Origin of the sequence: Mycobacterium sp. (assembly GCF_035697385.1) — a bacterium.
Lineage (GTDB): Bacteria > Actinomycetota > Actinomycetes > Mycobacteriales > Mycobacteriaceae > Mycobacterium.
In genome coordinates this window covers 21,394-41,740 of the sequence record NZ_DASSCY010000131.1, presented here as the reverse complement: position 1 = coordinate 41,740, position 20,347 = coordinate 21,394, and the positions used below count along the sequence as shown (strand labels likewise).

The 20,347-nt window shown below is 63.7% G+C and carries 16 protein-coding genes; 8 read left to right on the top strand and 8 right to left on the bottom strand.

Translation table 11 applies throughout. The features are described 5' to 3' along the window. Positions 1–15: 15 nt before the first annotated feature. The 4 genes from VFH65_RS11405 (at position 16) to VFH65_RS11390 (ending at position 5,596) form a co-directional block, all read left to right on the top strand. Positions 16–1,455: a condensation domain-containing protein gene (locus VFH65_RS11405; RefSeq protein WP_353321534.1), complete on the top strand. Its 1,440-nt coding sequence runs from the start codon at positions 16–18 to the stop codon at positions 1,453–1,455. Next, positions 1,455–2,810 (top strand): hypothetical protein, encoded by a 1,356-nt coding sequence (locus tag VFH65_RS11400; RefSeq protein WP_353321533.1) that lies wholly within the window; start codon positions 1,455–1,457, stop codon positions 2,808–2,810. Before VFH65_RS11405 ends, VFH65_RS11400 begins: the two co-directional genes overlap by 1 nt. A gap of 93 nt (positions 2,811–2,903) precedes the next feature. Next, complete coding sequence (locus VFH65_RS11395; RefSeq protein ID WP_353321531.1) at positions 2,904–4,226, top strand: hypothetical protein; 1,323 nt, start codon at positions 2,904–2,906, stop codon at positions 4,224–4,226. Continuing rightward, positions 4,226–5,596: a hypothetical protein gene (locus tag VFH65_RS11390; RefSeq protein WP_353321530.1), complete on the top strand. Its 1,371-nt coding sequence runs from the start codon at positions 4,226–4,228 to the stop codon at positions 5,594–5,596. Before VFH65_RS11395 ends, VFH65_RS11390 begins: the two co-directional genes overlap by 1 nt. Here VFH65_RS11390 and VFH65_RS11385 read toward each other — a convergent pair. After that, complete coding sequence (locus VFH65_RS11385; RefSeq protein WP_353321529.1) at positions 5,586–6,845, bottom strand: glycosyltransferase; 1,260 nt, start codon at positions 6,843–6,845, stop codon at positions 5,586–5,588. The genes VFH65_RS11390 and VFH65_RS11385 overlap by 11 nt on opposite strands. 273 nt (positions 6,846–7,118) lie before the next feature. On the opposite strand from VFH65_RS11385, the gene VFH65_RS11380 reads away from it, so the two are divergent. After that, entirely contained in the window at positions 7,119–10,274 is a 3,156-nt protein-coding gene (locus VFH65_RS11380) for an RND family transporter (RefSeq protein WP_353321527.1), read from the top strand. Positions 10,275–10,279: 5 nt separating this feature from the next. Here VFH65_RS11380 and VFH65_RS11375 read toward each other — a convergent pair whose 3' ends face one another. From VFH65_RS11375 to VFH65_RS11355, 5 genes are all read right to left on the bottom strand, one after another. Then, the gene (locus tag VFH65_RS11375) at positions 10,280–11,074 is read right to left on the bottom strand and encodes an ABC transporter permease (protein ID WP_353321526.1); all 795 of its coding nucleotides are present in this window, start codon (positions 11,072–11,074) and stop codon (positions 10,280–10,282) included. After that, positions 11,071–11,814, bottom strand: a complete 744-nt coding sequence (locus tag VFH65_RS11370) for an ABC transporter permease (RefSeq protein WP_353321524.1) — start codon at positions 11,812–11,814, stop codon at positions 11,071–11,073. The genes VFH65_RS11375 and VFH65_RS11370 overlap by 4 nt, the downstream gene beginning before the upstream one ends. Then, positions 11,811–12,746, bottom strand: a complete 936-nt coding sequence (locus tag VFH65_RS11365; RefSeq protein ID WP_353321523.1) for an ATP-binding cassette domain-containing protein — start codon at positions 12,744–12,746, stop codon at positions 11,811–11,813. The genes VFH65_RS11370 and VFH65_RS11365 overlap by 4 nt, the downstream gene beginning before the upstream one ends. A gap of 118 nt (positions 12,747–12,864) precedes the next feature. After that, positions 12,865–13,845: a hypothetical protein gene (locus VFH65_RS11360; protein ID WP_353321521.1), complete on the bottom strand. Its 981-nt coding sequence runs from the start codon at positions 13,843–13,845 to the stop codon at positions 12,865–12,867. A gap of 2 nt (positions 13,846–13,847) precedes the next feature. Beyond that, on the bottom strand, positions 13,848–14,447 hold the full coding sequence (locus tag VFH65_RS11355) for a TylF/MycF/NovP-related O-methyltransferase (protein ID WP_353321519.1): 600 nt from the start codon (positions 14,445–14,447) through the stop codon (positions 13,848–13,850). Positions 14,448–14,669: 222 nt separating this feature from the next. Here VFH65_RS11355 and VFH65_RS11350 point away from each other — a divergent pair, with 222 nt between their 5' ends. Further along, complete coding sequence (locus VFH65_RS11350; protein ID WP_353321518.1) at positions 14,670–15,428, top strand: glycosyltransferase family 2 protein; 759 nt, start codon at positions 14,670–14,672, stop codon at positions 15,426–15,428. A 57-nt stretch (positions 15,429–15,485) separates the two neighbouring features. Beyond that, entirely contained in the window at positions 15,486–16,205 is a 720-nt protein-coding gene (locus VFH65_RS11345) for a glycosyltransferase (protein WP_353321517.1), read from the top strand. Between the two features lie 3 nt (positions 16,206–16,208). On the opposite strand, the gene VFH65_RS11340 is transcribed toward VFH65_RS11345, so the two are convergent. Both VFH65_RS11340 and VFH65_RS11335 read right to left on the bottom strand, forming a co-directional pair. Next, a complete protein-coding gene (locus tag VFH65_RS11340) occupies positions 16,209–16,718 on the bottom strand; it encodes a hypothetical protein (RefSeq protein ID WP_353321516.1) in 510 nt (169 codons plus the stop codon). Between the two features lie 237 nt (positions 16,719–16,955). Continuing rightward, a complete protein-coding gene (locus VFH65_RS11335) occupies positions 16,956–18,692 on the bottom strand; it encodes an AMP-binding protein (protein WP_353321514.1) in 1,737 nt (578 codons plus the stop codon). 638 nt (positions 18,693–19,330) lie between these two features. Here VFH65_RS11335 and VFH65_RS11330 point away from each other — a divergent pair. Continuing rightward, positions 19,331–20,329: a GNAT family N-acetyltransferase gene (locus tag VFH65_RS11330; RefSeq protein ID WP_353321512.1), complete on the top strand. Its 999-nt coding sequence runs from the start codon at positions 19,331–19,333 to the stop codon at positions 20,327–20,329. Positions 20,330–20,347: the final 18 nt, after the last annotated feature.

Here is a 20,347-nt window from a genome sequence, read left to right as displayed (position 1 = left end):
CTAAAGGGGAAAGTAGTGTTCGCACTAGAAGGAATCCATGAATGGGTGGATGCCCCAGGTGAACTGATTTCGTGGAGCCCGTCACCGGCGACCTTGGCGAAAGCGAAGGACGCACCGGTATCGGACGTGCCTGCCAGCTATCAGCAGGCCCAGCATCTGCGGAGCTACCGCGAGCATGCCGCCCGCGGCACGGAGATGGCGCGGTTGACCATCCCTACCTGGAACATCGCCGGGCGCTGCGATATTCGGGCGATGACGTACGTGATCAACGCCTATCTCCGTCGCCACGACACGTATCGCAGCTGGTTCGAGTTCGATGACAGCGACCGCGTCGTCCGGCGGACGCTGGCCAACCCCCACGACATCAAGTTCGCCGCGACCAAGCACGGTGAGAAGACATCCGAGGAGTGGCGCGAGCACATCCTGGCCACTCCCGCTCCGCTGCAATGGGATTGCTTCCGCTTCGGCATCATTCAGCGCGCCGACCACTTCACCTTCTTCATGAGCGTCGACCATCTGCACGTCGACGCGATGTTCATGGGTTTGGCGTTCGTCGAGATCCACATGATGTACGCCGCTGTGGCCGGGGGTGGAGCGCCCATCAAGCTGCCCGAGGCCGGAAGCTACGACGATTACTGTGTCCGGCAGCGCAAGTTCACCTCGGCGCTGACGGTGGAGTCACCACAGGTGCAGAAGTGGATCACGTTCGCCCAAGGCAACAACGGGACCCTGCCGCAATTCCCACTGCCGCTTGGCGATCCGTCTGTGCCGTGTGAAGGTGATCTGCTCACCGTCCAGCTGATGGACGAAGAACAATCGAACCGCTTCGAATCCGCCTGCACCGACGCGGGTTCGCGTTTCCTCGGTGGAGTGTTCGCGGCGGCCGCCATGGCGGAGCATCAACTGACCGGAGCCGACACGTACAGCGTGATCACTCCGACCAGTACCCGCAGCACCCACGCGGAGATGATGACAACGGGCTGGTTCACCGGCACTGTCCCGATCACCCTCGGCGTCACCCCAACCTCTTTCGCTGACACGGCCCGCAAAGCGCAAGCTTCCTTCGACTCGGGCATGGACCTCGCGCACGTGCCGTTCGATCGGGTACTGGAGTTGGCGCCGTCGGAGACTGGCCTGCGAGAGCCCGACCCTGGCGTGCCGATGATCTCCTACATGGACGCGACGCTTGCGCCGTTTTCTCCGGCTGTGGTCGCCGAGTGGAACGGGATGAACGGCAAGATCTACAGCGAGCTTGGAGCGGCGCATCAAATCGGCATGTGGGTCAACAGGTTCGGTACCGGCACCTGGGTGACGGTGGCGTTCCCGAACAACCCGATCGCCGCCGAATCGGTCACCCGCTACATCGACGCGATGAAGGCCGTATTCGTCCGCGTCGCCGAGGGTCGCGGGGAGATGGCGGCCGATCTGGTTGGCGTCGACCTGAGATCGGCCTGATGGCACCAGCACGTCCCGACAATCGGCTCTCGTTCACCGACCAACTGTTGTTCCTCGGCCAGCGCGCCACTGGCCAGGAGCTCGTCATGCAGGCCGTGTGGGTGTACGAGCACGCCGTCGACTTCGACGGGCTGAGGCGTTTTCACCACAATTTCGGCTACGGGTTGTTCGGTAGGCGGATCGAGCGGTCGCCTCTGCCTTTCGGCCGGCACCGCTGGGTTTCGTCCTTGGGTCCAGCGACCGAGCTCGATGTTGCGCCGAGTGCCCGTCCGCGGGCCGAACTCAGCGACTGGGTCGACGAACGTGCCCAGCTGCCAATCGATCCGGAGTGGGGGCCGGGCTGGAATCTCGGCGTGCTGCCGATGACCGATGGTTCGACCGCGGTCAGCCTGGTGCTGTCACACTGTCTGTCCGACGGCCTCGGTGCGCTGCAGACGATCGTTGATGCGGTCAAAGGCAATAGGCGCGATCTCGGCTATCCGCCGCCTCGTTCCCGCACTCGACTGCAGGCCGTTGGTTCCGATCTACGCGAGACCGTGCAGGGCCTTCCAGAGGTGGGCCGCACGCTTGCCGCGGGGGCGCGGCAGGCGTTTCGTCGCCGCCATGAATTCACGCGATCAAAATCATCGCAATCCTTATCGACTCCGGGAGCCGGAGGCGATCGTCATGTGGTCGCACCTGCGACCACGATCTACGTCGACCTCGACGCGTGGGATGCCTGCGCGAATTCGCTTGGTGGAACGAGCTACTCGCTGGTCGCCGGTTTCGCCGCGAAGCTCGCCGAACGGATCGGACGCCGCCGCGCCGGCGACGGGGCCGTCAGTCTGCACGTCCCCATCAGTGATCGCGAGCCGGACGACACGCTGGCGAATGCAGCGTCGATTGCCACGGTCACCATCGACCCGACACCGGTGACGACGGATCTGTCCGGCGCCCGAGCCGAGATCAAGCGGGCGCTGTCGGCGCTGCGGGACTCGCCCGACGAGACGTTGCAGCTTCTCCCGCTCACGCCGTTCATCCCGAAGGTCGCGGTAAAACGCGGCGCCGGAGTGGTGTTCGGCTTCGAGGATCTGCCCGTGTCCTGCTCCAATCTCGGCGAGGTCGACCCGGTGATGGCACGTGTGGACGGCACGGACGCCGAATACGTGATGCTGCGTGGAGTCGACCGGCACGTCACGCGCCGGTTCCTCGAGCAACGAGGCGGCATGCTCACCGTGCTGGCAGGACGCATCGGCGGCAAGATCTCCCTCACCGTCGTCGCTTATCAGCCCGGTACAGAGAACACGAAGCCCCAGTTGCGTGACCTGGCGGCCCGCACCCTTGCCGAGTTCGGGCTCACCGGAGTAATCGAGTAGCAGCAGATGGCCATTCAGATTCGTCCCAACCGCCAGCGGTCGAAACCTTCTTTGTCCAAAACGGATGCGCAGCTGGACAATCGGCTGCCCTTCATGGATCAAGCGGGGCTTCATCTGTTGCGTGCGACGGGGCGCGGGCAACTCATGCAGATGCTGTGGATTTACGAACATCCCGTCGACTTGGACGGGCTGCGGCGTTTTCACGACAATTTCGGCTACGGGTTGGTCGGGCGGCGGATCGAACGGTCGCCGCTGCCATTCGGCCGGCCTCGCTGGGTCTCATCGTTGGGACCCGCCGCTGAGATCGACATCGCCGAGCGGCCACGCCCACGCTCGGAGGCCAGCGACTGGGCCGACGAACGAGCGCAGATTCCGGTCGACCCGGAGTGGGGACCCGGTTGGCACCTCGGTGTGCAGCCGCTTACCGACGGGGCGACCGCGGTCACGTTGGTGGGCTCGCACCATTTGGGTGACGGTGTTGCGGCGCTGCTTTCGGTCGTCGAGGCGGTTCACGAAACCAAGCGCGAAATCGGTTACCCGATGCCGCGGTCCCGCAAGCGGTTTCACGGCGCATGGACCGACCTACGGGATACCCTGCGCGGCGCACCAGAGACGGCCAGGACGGTGGTGGCCGCGGCCAAGCTCGGTTTGCGCGCCCGCAAGGAGATGACCGCTTCGAGCACGCCGAGCTCGCCCGTCATCACCGCGGGCGACGGTGACTCCTACATCGTGGTGCCCGCCGTCACGGCCTTCGTCGATCTGGCGGAATGGGACACCCGCGCGAATTCCCTTAATGGGACCAGCTATTCGCTGCTGGCCGGGTTCGCGGCGAAACTCGGCGAGCATCTGGGGCGCCGAGGTCCCGACGGCTCGGTGACGTTGATCATCGCTCTCAACGACCGCACCAGCCTGGACGATACGCGGGCGAACGCGATGATTTTCGCGCCGGTCAGCCTCGACCCCGCCCCGGTGACAACGGATCTGGCCGACGCCCGCATCACCGTGCGGCATGCGCTGAAGGCGGCGCGAGAGGCCCCCGACGAGACCTTGAAACTGCTTCCGCTGGTTCCGTTCGTGCCCAAGCGGGGCCTCAAGCGTGTGGTTGAGGAGTTCTTGGGATCCGGTGCCGAACTTCCCGTTTCGTGTTCCAACCTGGGCGACATCCATCCGGCGGTCGGTCGTCCCGACGGCACCGACGCCGAGTACGTGATCATGCGAGGCGTCGACCAGAACGTCCGTCGGGCCGATATCGAGCGGGCGGGCGGCCAACTCGTCGTGGTGGCCGGGCGCATCGGCGGCAAGATCTCGATCTCCATCGTTGGCTACCAGGCGGGCGCGCAGAATTCGAAGGCCCGGTTGCGTGAGCTGACCGCACAGACGCTGACCGAGTTCGACCTCACCGGAGAGATCATCTGATGGTCACGCCGGTCCTGCGGCCCGTCGCCCCGGTTGATAACACCCTTGCGTTCATGGACCAGGCCTCGTTCCTGTGGGTGCGGGCCAGCGGCCACGTCCACGGAATTCAAGCCACCTGGGTGTATCGGCGCGAACTCGACGTCGACGGGCTGCGCCGCGTGCACGACAACCTCGCCAAGGCACTGTTGGGACGCCGGGTCGAGCGCTCTCCGTTGCCGTTCGGGCGCCACCGCTGGGTTTCATGTCATGAGGCACCGGGCATCGATTTCGCCGAGCCGGCGAGTTCGCGCGAAGCCGTGGCGCACTGGTTCGACGAACGCGGACGGATACCCGTTCATCCAGAGTTCGGCCCGACCTGGCACCTCGGTGTTCTTCCGATCGAGGGTTATGGCACCGCGGTCACCCTGGTGGCCTCGCACACCGTGATCGACGGGGTCGGGCTGTGTCTTGCCGTGACGGATGCGGTCAACGACGTTCGGCGGGATTTCGGTTTTCCGCAGCCGCGCTCGCGGCCCCGGCGACAGGCCCTGGTCGAGGACACCCGTCAAACCGTTCGCGGGCTGGGAGAAATCGCTCGCGCGCTCGGCGGCATGGCGAAGCTTGCCGTGCAGAACCGCCCCACCCGCTCCCGGCCGAGCGAACGAGGCTCGGAGCCGAAGGTGCGCCGCGGCCCCGACCGGCCTGTAGATGTTCCCACCGCGACGGTCTATATCGATCTGGCCGATTGGGATGGGTGTGCAGAGCGTCTCGGGGGGACAAGCAACGCGCTGCTCGCTGGATTCGCGGCAAAACTCGCCGAGAAGTTCGGCAGGCTTCGTGCGAGCGATAAATTGGTCACCTTGTCGTACCCCGTCAACGACCGCACCGAGAACGATTTGCGCGCGAATGCATTGAAGGGCATCGATTTCACGGTCGACCCCCGGCCGGTGACGTCGGATCTGCGCACAATCCGTAACGATTTCAAGCAAACCATCATTGCGGGATTGGGCAAATTCTCCGAACAGGAATTGGTCTTCCCGCTGACTCCGTTTGTGCCGACGGTGGTCGTCAGAAAACTGCCGTTGGCGGCGCTGAACGCCGCTGACCTCCCCGTCGGTTGTTCCAATTTCGGTGATATCGAGAAGACGACTACCCACGTCGACGGCACTCAGGCCGATTTCTTCACCATAAGAATGGTCGAGCAAAACCTCACAGCAAACAGCCCTGAGCTCGCATCCGGGGAGCTGTACATGACGTCAGGGCGGGTCTGCGGAAAGTTGTATATCAGCTTCCGCGCTTATACGCCCGGTGCGCAGAATTCGAGACAGGTTCTGCTGCAAAAGGTTTCGGACACGCTCGCGGACTTCAACCTGACCGGTTTCATCGAATAGAGGCACGGCTGACGCGGCGGCGAACGGCGTCTTCGAGGAGGTCCGCTGCCGCCGAGACGCTGGCGGCGGGTTTCGTCAACAGCGCCGCGACTTCGCGGGCACGGTCGGCGTACTGCGGTTCAAGGACTGACCGAAGCGCGACGAGCAGCGACTCCCGGGTGACCCGCGAAAAACGCAGTGACTTACCGACTTTCAGTCGTTCGATCTGAGTGCCCCAGAACGGCTGGTCGGCTCCGACCCACAGGACCAACGTCGGCACGCCGGCGCGCACCCCGGCAGCCGTCGTTCCGGCGCCGCCGTGGTGAACCACTGCCCGGCATACGGGAAAGACCGCCGCATGATTCACCGTCCGCACGAGCTTGACGTGCTCGGCGGGCGGCGCTTCGCCGAGATCGGCGACGCCGGTGCAGATCAGCGCCCGCTCACCTAGGTCCGCGCAGACTTCTGTGATCATGGCCAGCGCGGCGGCGGGGGACTGGACCGGCATGCTGCCAAACCCGAAGTAAATCGGTGACTTACCAGCCGCAATCCATGACGCGACGTCGTTGTCGGTATCCGTCCCCAACTCCAGCGTCATCGTGCCGACCAACGGCCGAGCGGGACCCCACTCCTTGACAAGGCCCGGGAAGAACACTTCGTCGTACGCCTGTATCTCCAGCGCTCCGCCCTCGACGATGCGCCGCACCGCGCGCACCGTTGCTTTTGGGAGGCCCAGCTCACGTCGTTGCGCGTCCTCGGCCTCCTTCAACGCCCGCCAGTGCACCCACTCGGCCACCGTCCACCCGGACCGGACCAACGCAGACGGCAGTGGAAAAGGAAGCACTTGGGTGTTCGCGCGCGCAGGGAAGTAATGCAAGGCAGCCAGCGGAATGCCGTAGTACTCAGCGACGTTGGCGGCCACCTCTTGGTAGGTCGTGCCGGTCAGGATCAAGTCAGCACCGTCGGCCATTTCCGTCAGTGTCGTGCTCATATCCGCCCACCCCTGGGTGATGTACTCCCTGAGTTCGCGCAGGATGTTGACGGGATTCCGGATCTTCCAGTACTTGCGGAACACATCGGCGTCCAGCTGCTGCTGTGAATCCACCCCATAGGAAACGGCAGGCGCAAGGCCGGCCGTCTCGACGAACGAAACAAGATTCGGAGGCACGGCCAGACTCACATCGTGGCCCCGGCTGCGCAGCTCCAGCCCGACGGCGGCACAGGGTTCGATATCGCCACGGGTTCCATGGACGGCCACAGCAAATTTCATCGGCTGACTCAACGAGCTCTACGAGGCAGAACGCATCAACGGCGATATGCAGCAAACGCTAAACGCAAAGTCGCCCCGAATCCGCAATTGCGGCCGTCTGCGGAGATTGCTGTTCGACGTCGTCATGAGCACGCCCCGATTAGAGCACAGATAACCCCGATGCGGGCTCCGGCAACCACAGCGCATCCTCAAGAATTAAATGGTTCCGCCTGCCTGGATCGAGCAAACTTGTAAGGTTCTCGTTCGCTGCCACGGCCGTGTAGCCTGATTGAGATGTTGATGCGCGCCATATCCACCGGTGCGTTCAAGGAGGCGGGTTTTCCGGCGCTGGGCCGGTTGATCGTTCGCCACCCTCTTCTGATGATTGCCGCGTGGGTGGTTCTTGCCGCCACGCTGTTCTTGACCATCCCTCCATTGATGGAGGTGGCCCAGAAGAATCCCCCCGGATTGCTGCCTGCCGACTCCGCGGTGCTGACCGCCGCCAACGATATGCAGGCCGCCTTCGACGAGGCAGGCGCCGGGAACGCCGCCGTCGTCATCCTGACCAACGACAACGGGCTGACCCCGCAGGACGAAGACACCTACCGGGTGCTGGTGGAACGCCTCAAGGCCGACACCACGAATGTGCTCTCCACCCAGGACTTCATCGCCATCCCCGAGCTGAAGCAGGTGATGACGAGTGAGGACAAGAAGGCCTGGCAGTTGCCGGTCAGCCTGCAGGGCACGATGGGTGCAGGCGACGGCCAGGAGGCTTACCGAAACTTCGTCGAAGTCGTCAAAGACGCGACGGCCAACAGTTCCCTGACGGCCAACGTCATCGGCCCGGCAGCAACGTTCGACGACCTCAACAAGATCGGCGCGCGCGACCAACTCGTCATCGAGATCGCCACCGTGGCGATAGTGCTCACCATTCTGATCCTGGTGTACCGCAACCTGGTCGCGATGATCCTGCCGATGCTGATGATCGGCGTCGCGCTGGTAGTGGCCCAGCAGGTGGTGGCCGGCCTCGGCGACATCGGGGTGCTCGGTCTGGGGCCGCAGACCTTCATGTTGATGACCGCGATGATGATGGGCGCGGGCGTCGACTACGCCATCTTCCTGTTCAGCCGCTACCACGAATGCATCCGTGAGGGCCTGGGTTCCGACGACGCGCTGGTCGAGGCCCTTGGATCGATCGGCAAGGTGATCGCGGGATCGGCGGGAACAGTTGCGATCGCGTTCTTCGGCCTGGCGTTCACCAACCTGGGTGTCTTCTCCACGGTCGGCCCGGCGCTTTCGGTCACCGTCGGTGTCGGCTTCGCCGCGTCCGTCACGCTGCTGCCCGCGCTGATCGTGCTCGCCGGACGGCGTGGCTGGGTCAAGCCCCGCAAGGACATGACAGGCCGCTGGTGGCGGAAGTCGGGGGTGCATATCGTCCGCAGGCCCGTCGTGCACCTGGCCGTCAGCCTGGTGATCCTGCTCGCGCTGGCAGGCTGTACCGCGTTGATCAAGTTCAACTACGACGACCGCAAGAATCTGCCTGCCGACGCCGAGAGCAACATGGGTTACGCGGCGCTGGACAAGCACTTCCCGGTCAGCAGCACCGTCCAGCAGTTCATCCTCATCCAGTCGCCGGGTGACCTTCGCACGCCCAAGGCGCTCGCCGATATGGAGCAGATGGCGCAGCGGGTGAGCACGCTGCCCGACATCGCGATGGTGCGCGGTATCACCCGGCCCACCGGCGAAGTGCTCGAGCAAGCCAAAGCCACTTACCAGGCAGGTGAAGTCGGCTCGAAGCTCGGTGACGCGTCTAAACTCATCGCCGACAACCACGGAAACCTCGACATGCTGTCCGGTGGAGCCCATAAACTCGCCGACACCCTCGACCAGCTTCGCGACACTGTCCTGCAGGGCATGATCACCGTGCGTCCGCTGGCAACCGCCCTGCAGCAGATGCACGACAAATACGGCGGAACCAAGACACTCGACGAGATCGACAAGACCGCCACGTTGGTCAAGAACATGCGTTCGGTCGGAGACGCGATGGGCGTCAACCTGGTCCGGATCACCGACGTCTATGTGTGGGCGACGCCAATGGTCAACGCGCTCAACGTCAGTCCGGTGTGCAACTTCGACCCGGCATGCGTGTCGTCGCGCAACGATCTGCAACGCATCATCACGGCATACAACGACGGCACCCTCGGCAAGATCGCCGAACTCGGTCGTGAGCTGCAGGCCACCGAGGGAACCGACACCCTCGACGAGTCGGTGCGCGATCTCGGTCGCACGATGAATGACGCGATCGAGGCCGCGCGCAAGATGGGACTGGACCAACCGGGCGGAATCGAACAGCAGCTCACCACCGCGCAGGAAGGCGCGAACCTGCTTGCCGATTCGAGCCGCCAGCTCGCCGAGGGCGTTCAGCTGCTGGTCGATCAAACGCGGACCATGGGCGGCGGCCTGGACCAGGCATCAGCGTTCCTGCTGGCGATGAGGAAGGATGCGGCCAACCCGCCGATGTCGGGTTTCTATGTCCCTCCGCAGATCCTCACCCAGGACGAGTTCAAAAAGGCGGCAACGCTTTTCGTCTCCCCGGACGGTCACACGGCGCGGTATCTCGTGCAGACCGCATTGAACCCGTTCGGCACCGACTCGATGGATCAGGTCAAGGACATCATCAAGACCGCCGAAAGTGCGCGGCCGAACACGACGTTGGCCGACGCGAAGATCTCGATGGTCGGGTTCTCGTCAGTGCAGAACGACATCCGCAACTATTACGACGCCGACGTCCAGTTCATCATCATCGTCACGCTGCTCGTCGTGTTCCTGATTCTCGTCGTGTTGTTGCGCTCGCTCATCGCGCCGATCTACTTGGTCGGATCGGTCATCCTGTCCTACCTGTCGGCGCTGGGAATCGGAGTCGTCTTCTTCCAATTCATCCTCAAGCAGGAGATCGCCTGGAGCGTACCGGGAATGACGTTCCTGGTGCTGGTGGCCGTCGGCGCCGACTACAACCTGCTACTCATCTCGCGAATCCGCGACGAGGCAGAGCGCGGAGTTCGCACCGGGGTCATCCGGACCATCGGCGCGACGGGCGGCGTCATCACGTCGGCCGGTCTGATCTTCGCCGCTTCGATGTTCGGCCTGACCTTCTCCAGCATCGTCGGCGCCGTGCAGATCGGTTTCGTCATCGGCGTGGGTCTGCTGCTCGACACCTTCCTGGTGCGCACCATCACCGTGCCGGCCATCGCCGTGCTGCTCGGAAACGCGAACTGGTGGCCGGCGAAACTGAACTTCGACAAGGAAGAACCCGCCGTCAGGCGGCCGCAGGATTCTGACGAAGGCAGCACTGACGCGGCAGACGAACCTACCGCCAAGGAGCCAAGCCTCGTGGGGGTGTCGGGCCGAGACGAGTACGAGGACCGGCTCCTCGGCTGCTGGGGCGCGTAGTCCAGTTATCCGGATTCGGCTGCGCGACGGTAGTTTCGGATCGACAGCGGCCCGAACACGGCAGCGAAAGCCAATGCCCACGCAAAGGTGAGCGTCAACGGCCAGATCGCGGAATCGCCTGCGGCGAGTGCCCGCATCGATTCGATGGCCGGTGACATCGGTTGGAATTGGATCACCGGCTGAAGCCACGCCGGGAACATCTCGACGGGGGCAACGCCGGCGCTGGCGAACACCAAACCGATGGACCCCGTCGCCAACCAGGTGAACATGGCGTTGACCTCGTGCCCGGCCGCGAGTGCGACGGTCAGCACGACGGTGGCGAAGACGGCGACCACCAGCACCGGCACGAGCAGGAACGGAATCACCGCGATCCAGCCGCCCTCGAACCGAAGCCCGAGCGCAACGCCGACAGCTGTGATCAGCGCGGCTGCCACCAGCGTCCGTGCGGCCTCGGCGAGCAGCCTGCCGACCAGCGCGCTGGAACGGTGCACGGGGAACGTCCACAACCGGCTGAGCAGACCACTTGCACGTTCGTAGGGAACGGCGAAACCCGCGCCGAGCGCGCCGAACATGCCACCCGCCAAGGCGCACATCGGCACCAAGCCGTCCAGGTTGTCGGTGCCGGTGATGGTCACCATGGACTCGCCGATGAGCAGGTAATAGATGATCAGCAGCAGCGTCGGAAACACCACGCTCTGGATCGGTATCAAAGGCTCTGTCCGCCAGCGCTTTACGTGACGTCCCGCGAACAACAGGCTTTCGACGACCAGGGAGGTGCGCGGCTGTGTGGTGGTGGTCATTGCGTCCGCCGCTGCATGCGCATCGCGATCACACCGAACACCACCAGCAAGCCGACACACCACGCGAGGCTGGCCGCCAGATTGCCGCCGAGGACGTGACCTACGGCGAATCCGCGCAGTGTTTCGGTCACCTGTGACACGGGCTGGTAGAGCACGAACGGCTCCAGCCAGTCGGGGAACGCCGTCGCCGGCGCCATCCCGGTGGACAGCAGGACCAGTAGCAGTTGGGGGATCAGGAGCAGCTGACCGGCCGCGTCCATCTTCCAGCCGAAAGACCCGGTGGCATCGGCGCCAAGCGACAGCGCCAACGTCAACAGCAGCGCGATCACGACGAAAGCCGCCGCGTAGACGAGGCCCCCGGTCATCCTGAAGCCGAAGACGTAGGCGACTGTGATGGCGGCGACCAAAGCCAGAGCGCCGCGAATGAGGCAGTAGAGCATGCGAGCCATCAGCGGGACGCCCGCCGATATCGGGAAGGTGCGAAGCCGCACACCCCAGCCGGCACGCTGGTCGCTCGCGGCCCGCTCCGCGGTGGTCAGCGCACCCAAGAGCATCGACTGGACCACCACGGCGGGCAGGACATATTGCGCGTAGCTCATGCCACCCGTGTCGATGACGTTCTGCAGCACCATGGTGAAGCCGACGAAGGTGACCACCGGCGCCAGAACCGCGAACAGCAAGTCCCTGTCGCGCACCGAGGCGAGCACCGTGCGCTCGGTGAGAGCAACCAGCGCCGTCATACGGTGATTTTCGACGACGGGGTGAGGTGCAGGAACACCTCGTCGAGCGACGGCTTGCGAAGCGAGATGTCGTGCAGGTCGACGCCGAGCTTCTCGACCCGGCGAAGGATCTCGGTCAGGGTGCCGACACCCAAGGGGGCCGGCACCGACACGGTGTTGGTCGCATGACTGATTTCGGCGCCTTCGATGTCGGCGACCTCGGCGAAGATCCGCGTCAGGTCCGCCGGGTTGACCGGCGTCACCTCGCAGTAGCTGAACCCCATCCGGCGTTTCAGGTCGTCGGCCGTTCCCGTCGCGATGACCTGACCGCCGTCGAGGATGACGATGGAATCGCTGAGGACGTCGGCCTCTTCGAGATACTGCGTGGTCAGCAGCACGGTGATGTCCTGCGCGGACAACGACGACACCAAGGCCCACACATCGCGGCGGCTGCGCGGGTCCAGCCCGGTGGTCGGCTCGTCGAGGAACAGCACTTTCGGCATATCCACCAGGGCGGCGGCGATATCGATCCGGCGTCGCATGCCGCCGGAGTAGGTGTGCACTCGCCGGTCCGCGGCGTGCTGCATGTCGAACTGTTCGATGAGCTCGTCGGCGCGGCGTCGTGCGCTGTTGCGCCGCATACCGCGCAGCCGGCTGAACAACACCAGGTTCTCCCTGCCGGTGAGCATCGGATCGAGCGCCGGCTCCTGTCCGGTGAGCCCAATGCTCGCCCGCACCTTTTCGGGCTGCGATATCACGTCATATCCGGCTACCACCGCTTGGCCAGAGGTCGGCCGCAGCAACGTCGAGAGGATTTTGACGACTGTGGTCTTACCGGCGCCGTTATGGCCGAGCAAAGCGCAAACTGACCCCGTGGGAACCGAAAAGCTGACGTCCCGCAATGCGGTCACGGACCCGCCGAAATTCTTAGCAACGCCATTCAGTTCGATCACGAATTCACACAATTCTGTTTGTAGTAGGAGGGCGCTCAGCCGGAAGTTTGCTGACCGCATCCTCTCATGAAATTGCCGTCGGGGTCAGGGGGACGACGATGTCCGACAGACAGGGTTATCACAGATCGTCGCCGAATACCGACCGCACGTCATCGAGGAACGCCGCAGGCTCCATCGCGATCGAATGCCGGTAGTCGTCGAACTGCGGAGCCTGGTGCTCGTAGTCCTCGATCAGCATGTGGATCTTTTCCACCGCGAGCTTTTCGAACCCGGGCTCTGTGTCGTCGATCTTGAAATTCGGTGAGATGGGAACGTCGACCGGGTTGGCGGCGCTTCCGCGGCGATTGAGCAGCACGCACGCGCCCAGCGCGGCCGCTTCGCGCGGAATCCGGTCCTTGCCGGGGTGCCCGCCGAAATCCAGGTAGAGCTTGGCGCGTCCCAGCAGATCGCATACCTGGTCCCGTGTCATTCCCTGAATCGGCACGATCTGGGGTTTGGGCCCCCCGCTCTTGTCGAGAGCGCGAAGAATCGCCTTGGTCCGCTTGCGCCCCTTGGCCGGGTTGAAGGCCACGAGGTTTTCGCGGGGAGTCTGGTGCGAGTGCATTGCCGCAGCGACGTACTCCTCGGCCAGGTAGTCCGCGAGGTGAACGGCGGGACCCAGCGACGCCGATTCGAGAAACTGGCGCGCGTACTCGCTCTGATACAAGTGGCACGCGACGCGTCGCCGCATCGTCGTGAGCTGGTTCTTCACCAGGGCTCGGGCTCCGAGGATGCCCAGCGGGGGCGTATGCGCGGCCTGGTCGAAGAAGAAGTCGACGCTCAGCCACCAGATGTAGATCTGCGCCGTCGGAAACCGGTCGACCAGCGACGCGCAGACCTCGGGCAGAATCACCACGGCGCCGGGCTCGACGTCGTGCAGGCGCGCGGGCATGACGTTGTATCTCCGGTACTCGTCCGGGGTTTCGTGCGGTTTACCGAATGGGCGGTAGAGCATCCAGGCCCTGCGGACGTGCCGGTTGAGGCAATCGCCGAGTTGATGCAGCACCTCTGGGCCGCCCGATACCGCGTTGCCTGGCGCGACGATGAAAACCTTTTTCATCGTCAGCACCCCCCGTCTGCCGTGTTCTCTATGACGACGCATACCGGCTGGCTCGCGCGAAGAAACGAGTCGTACCGAAACGGCATGCCGGTCGCCTCGATGAACTCCACGAACGCGCGGTGCTCGTGGCGCTGCCAACCCGGGTAGTTGAGGTATTCGTCGAACACGATGACGGTGCCGGGACCGATGCGGTCGCGCAGCTCGGTGAGCACCAGCGCCGCCGACGAATAGAGGTCGGAGTCGACGTGCAGAAACGACACGGGCTCTGGATGTTCGGCGAGAAAGCTTGGCAGCGTGTCGGAGAACCAGCCCGTCACCAGCGTGACGTTGTCCGGTACCGGCGGCAGGCCATCACGCGCGAACGTGCCACGCCGGTAGTCCCCATACCAGGACTCCGGCAGGCCCTTGAACGAGTCGAATCCGAACACCTGGCCGCGGTAGTGCTTGGCGATCATCGTGATCGTCCGCCCCGTCGCCACACCGAACTCCAAGACGAGGCCGTCGCTGGGGGCCAACCCGACAGCATGCGCCAGCAATTTGCTGTGATCGTCGAACTCCTGCGCATTCAATAGGTATTCAGTGTAGAAGTCAGCCGATTGCATTGCTGCCTGGTAATGAGCAAACGCCACAAAGTCGTGATTGCCCCGATGCGGGGTTCGCCATGCTCTCATCATTTCCCCTTGTACGGCTCGTGTCGTACTCTTGAGCAGGCAACCATCGTCCAACACGGTTCGTGTTTATTGACGTGAATTTGAGCTTATTGGGGCCCAGCACCGAGCCGGGATCGTCTAGCATCGGGCTCGGGAATCTATAGGGGGTACGAATTGACGCTGTTAATTGGTATTCCGGTCTATGGCCAACACAAATATACGCACGCGTTAATTGCTGACCTTCGCCGCGAGCAGGCCGACTTCGTTATCATCGACAACCGCGGCGACTACCCCCGAATCGGTGACGAACACGTCATCACCCCCGGCCGAAACCTGGGTTGGGCGGGAGGCTCGAACTTCATCCTTCGTCACGCATTCGCCAACGGTTACAGCCATGCGATGACATTGAACAACGACACCCGGTTGTCCCCGGGATTCGTCAACGGCCTCCTCGATCCGCGGATCCCCGACGACGCCGGAATTGTCGTGCCGGTGTACGACGACATCGGCGGCCACAAAAGGATCCTCTCCGATTACCGCGGCCCGGCCGCCGATTACCGGCCCAAACCGATACTGCGCAAGCTGCCGTTTTCGGATGCGTGCGGCCTGATGATCACCCGGTCGGCGTGGCAGGCGGTGGGGGGATTCGACGAACGCTCATTCGGACGTTTCGCGTGGGGCGCGGACGTCGATCTGTGCCTTCGTGCGAGAGTGGCGGGGTTCGGGGTTTACGCCACCGAGATGGCATACATGAACCACTTCGGACGAAAGACGGCAAAGCAATTCAGCCTGTACGGGGCACGCGCTCAGTACCGCTACCGGTACGGGATGTTGCGTTACTGGCTCAAGGATTGGCGACTGCTGACCACGGGGTCGACCATCCTGCGACTGCCATCAGCCGCACCGCAGCGCGTCGGTGGCGGGCGCGGATAGATGCCTGCGAAGCGCGTCGCGCAGCTGAGAAAAGAGCATTGTTCGACGGACCACGTCATGATCTCATTCGTCATACCGACCCTGAATGAGATAAAGACAATAGAGCAGACTCTGCAATGCCTGGCGGCATACTCCGGCGAGCACGAAATCATCGTTTCGGACGGTAACAGCCACGACGGCACCATCGAGGTCGCCCGAAAATATGCAGACCACGTCATCGTTTACGACAAACCGGCCAGGCAGACGATAGCGATGGCAAGAAATATGGGCGCGGCCGCTGCTGCCGGGGACTACCTCGTATTTGTCGACGCGGACGTCGTGATTCCCGATATCAACGATTTCTTCAAGACGGCGGAGCAGGCGTTCGAGGCGCATAAGCGACTGCTTGCCCTGACGGTGCGTTACAAAGTTTCACCCGAGGCCAGGACGTTCTTCGACGGGGTCGTATTCACGATGCTTGGACTTCAATTTCGCCTGCAGAACAACGTCTTCCACATCGGCGGATCAGGCGGCGAATTTCAAATGATCATCGCCGATGCGTTCAGAAAGGTCGGCGGATTCGACGAAACTCTGGCCGCCGCCGAGGACATGGACCTCTTTCGCCGGTTGTCAAAGGTAGGCCGAACCCGTTTCGCACACGGCCTCACCGTTTATCACACGGGCAGGCGCGCGCATGCGGTCGGCTGGCCGAAATTGATCTGGGAATGGTTTACCAACTCGACGTCGGTATTCCTTCTCAACAAGTCGGTCAGCAAGGAATGGAAAGAAGTCCGCTGAGCCCTAGATGCACGGAGTGAAGCCAGGGACCCCCGGCCCACAGAACGTCGGCTGCCACTGAGGCATCGGCGGTGGCGGCGGCAGTTGTGGCGCCGGCAGCTGGGTGAGATCTGGAGGCGGTGGAAGTCCAGGCGGTGCCACCGTGATCGGGAACGCGGAGAGGCCAATGCCAGGAAGGCCGAGGCCGAAGCCCACCGGCACACTCACGTCCACAAGGGGAGGTACCGCACTGAGGTCTGGCGGCGGTAGCTGATACGCGGTCTCCACGAGGTCAACCAACGCCTGCGGTGGCGCATTGTCGTTCACGGGGGCCGGCTCGGCAGCAACCGGTTCCGCAGGGGCCGGCTCCTCTTCGCGGGGCGGCTCGACAGCGGCGGCGGTATCCACGACGCCGGGTTCGATCGGCACCGGCGGGGGCGGATCGGCGGCTGCCACCGCACTGCTCAAAAGCAGCCCGACGAGGCTCGCCGCGCTGGTGACCGCCGCGTGGGCGGCAATTTGCTTGAGACTCACGAATTTCCCCTGTCTAGACCCATTGATCATAGGTCGCACTGCGGTGAATGTCTTTTCCTTGTGCCGAACCAGCAGGCCCCTGCACCGGCTCGCGAAATATTTGACGTAGCCTCCGCCGGGTAGGCAATGAATAACTTTCGCCGCGACATGGCATCAGCACACCAAAGTGCCGAAATAGGCCTGTCTGGCAAACTCATCCGAATTAACGACCACGTAACCGCGAGAATTTTTCGATGCCTAGGCGTCCACGCGGCTGAACTGATCCTGCCGGTACTGCTCGACACACGTCGATCGCCGGATCTTGCCGCTCGTCGTGATCGGGATGGCGCCAGGAGCTACCAGCACCAGGTCGGAAACCTTGAGACCGTGCGACTTGGATATCGCGGAGGTGACGTCGCTCTTGATGCCGCTGAACCTGGCCAACGCCTCGTCTTCGGAATCGCCCTTCTTCTTGAGTTCGATGATGGCGACCAGCTTTTCGCTGCGCGCATCGGAGAGCGAGATCGCCGCGCACCGGCCGCCCGTGATCTCCTGGATCGTCGCCTCGATGTCCTCGGGGTAGTGGTTGCGGCCGTACACGATCAAGAGATCCTTGATGCGGCCCACGATGAACAGCTCGCTGTCGGAGATGAATCCCAGATCGCCCGTCCTCAGCCACGGCTCTTCCGGTGTGCCCGCCGAAGGCGCGACGAGCCGTCCGCCGAAAGTGCGCTCGGTCTCCTGCGGTTTCTGCCAGTAACCCGCAGCGACGTTCTCGCCGTGCACCCAGATCTCACCGGTCGTTCCCGCCGGGCACTCGGTCAGGGTGTCCGGATCGACGATCCGCACGGTGTTCGACTCCGGCCTGCCATAGCTGACAAGTGGTGTGCCCCCGGATGCCGTTGAGCACTGCTTGGCGTGTCCCGCGGACAGTTTCTCGGATTCGAAGTTCACGATGGCCGGCGGATCGCCGGGGCGGCGGGTGGCGACGTACACCGTCGCCTCTGCGAGTCCATAGGACGGCCGAATCGCCGTTTCGCGGAATCCGAAGCGGGCGAAGCGGTCGGTGAATCGCCGGAGCGTCGCGGGGTGTACGCGCTCGCTGCCGCTCAACAGCCCGAGCACGTTGCCAAGATCAAGGCCGGCCATGTCCTCGTCGGTGGTTCGGCGCACCGCCAGCTCGAACGCGAAGTTCGGTGCCGCGCTCATCACGTGAGGATGTTTCGCCATCAACTGAATCCACCGAGCCGGGCTCTGCAGAAACGACATCGGGCTCATGACCACCGTGCGAAGTCCGCCCAGAATCGGAACGCAGACCCCCAGCAGCAGACCCATGTCGTGATAGAAGGGCAGCCAGGACACCACGGTGGTGTCCGGCGGGGCGACCTTTCCGTAGTCCACGAAGAAGTCGGCATAGATCTGTTCGAAGTTGGCCGACAGGTTGCGATTCGTGACCATGACACCGGCAGGCTCGCGCGTCGATCCAGAGGTGTACTGCAGATAGGCGATGTCCTGAGCTGAGTCGGCGCGGGCGCGGGTCCGCTTGCGCGGACTCTGGTCAAGCGAATCGACCGCAACAACCGTCGGCTTGGATTCGGTCGACTCGGCGTACTCGGCGACGTCACCCAACACAGATGACGTGCTGAGGATTACTGTGGGCGCGGTGTCGCGCAGCACGGAAGTGACCCGCTCGTCATGGGCACCGGCCTGGGGCACCGACAGTGGCACCGCGATGAGGCCTGCCTGCAGTGACCCGATGAATGCGGCGATGTAGTCAAGCCCTTGCGGCGCCAATATGACGGCCCGATCGCCGGGTGCCCCGCAAACGCTGAGTTCGGACGCAATGTTTGCTGCACGCCGATTCAGGTGCGACCACGTCAGAGTTTCGGAAACAGGTGTTCCGTCGTGCTCGTAATCGATGAATGTAAATGCCGCGTCATTCGGCTGGAGACTGGCGCGCTCGCGCAGTACAGCGGGAATGGAGGACCCCAACATCGTGTACGTCGACCTTCCTGTTCGGCTCGGCTCTGCGCCCCGAGCAGCGCGTTTGCTAATTGTCCCTGCGGACAATTGCTTAGAGCTTAGGCAACAGCGAGCCACGATGCGCGCTTACGTCCGAAGTTGATGTTACGGCGGGACGTCCCATGATGCGCTCCGCACGTGTAGATGGGAAGTCCGCTCGGATGCATTCGATTTGCTGAAAATTCCTCCTCTTGCGTAAATATGAGGCCCAGCCGCTGTGGCAAATTGTTTTCGTGCTAGCTGAAGCACGTATTCGCCGGTTAACGCCTGGGCCTTTCCTGGCGCTGTCCCGATCTTCTCGGGGGCAGGCGTGCGTCGCATTGCGCAACAGCGCGGGCTTCACGGCGTTGCCTGCCGACGCCACACATTATTTGCCGTGAGCGTCAATTTCAAACCAGACTGGGGTTGCCGCCGGGCCTCTGATGGCTGGCGGTGGCCGCACTTTCCGCAGACAGGCACGACGAACGTCGAATCCGGCGCGCCGCGTCTGCGCCGTGGAGGATCGCCGTGACGGCCCTTCGTGGACCGGGGTAGCTGGAAAACACTGGCGGCCACGTTCGTTGCTCGTGGCGTCCTTGCCCGTCATGACGAACACGCCGTAGCCTCGGGGCGTGGCCGGCCTGACTGCTGTCCGTGCCGACGAACTCGCCGCACTGGAGGTATTCGCCGGCTGCTCAACCGAGGCCCTGGTGCCGCTGGCAGCGCAACTGCGCCCACTCACCGCGGCGCCCGGGCAGGTGCTCATGCAGCAGGGCGAACTCGCAGTTTCGTTCTTGCTCATCGGATCCGGGCAGGCGGAGGTCACGCACACCGGAGTCGACGGCCATCACACCGTCGTCGAACTGACCCCAGGCCTGATCGTCGGCGAAATCGCGCTGCTCCGCCAGGCGCCGCGGACCGCGACGGTCGTCGCCACCGAACGGCTGACCGGTTGGGTCGGCGGCCGCGAGGCGTTCTCCACCATGCTCGAAGTGCCCGACATGATGGACAAACTCCTCCGCACCGCGCGTCAACGGCTCGCCGCCTTCATCACGCCGATCCCCGTTCGAATGGCTGACGGCACCGAGCTGTATCTGCGGCCGGTACTGCCGGGGGACAACGAACGCACCGCGAACGGCCCGGTCGAGTTCTCCAGTGAGACGTTGTACCGGCGTTTCCAGTCGGTACGGATTCCCAGGAAGAGCCTGATGACGTACTTGTTCGAGGTCGATTACGTCGATCACTTCGTCTGGGTGATGACCGACGGTCCTGATGGGCCGGTGGTAGCGGACGCGCGATTCGTCCGCGACGAGAACGATCCTTCGACCGCGGAAGTCGCGTTCATCGTCGCCGACGCCTATCAGGGCAGGGGTGTGGGCTCGTTTCTGATGGACGCCATCGCGGTGGCCGCGTGGTTCGACGGTATTCGCAGATTCTCGGCGAGGGTGCTGTCAGAGAATTACCCGATGCGCGCGATCCTGGACCGATTCGGCGCGGTATGGCACCGCGATGACCTTGGCGTCGTCACTACCGTCGTCGATGTCCCTGAACCCACCAAGCTGCCCGTCTCACCAGAGCTGTCCGCGAAGATCCGCGATGTGACCCGCCAAGTCCTGCGGGCAGTCGGCTGATGCGAAAGCCATTGAAGC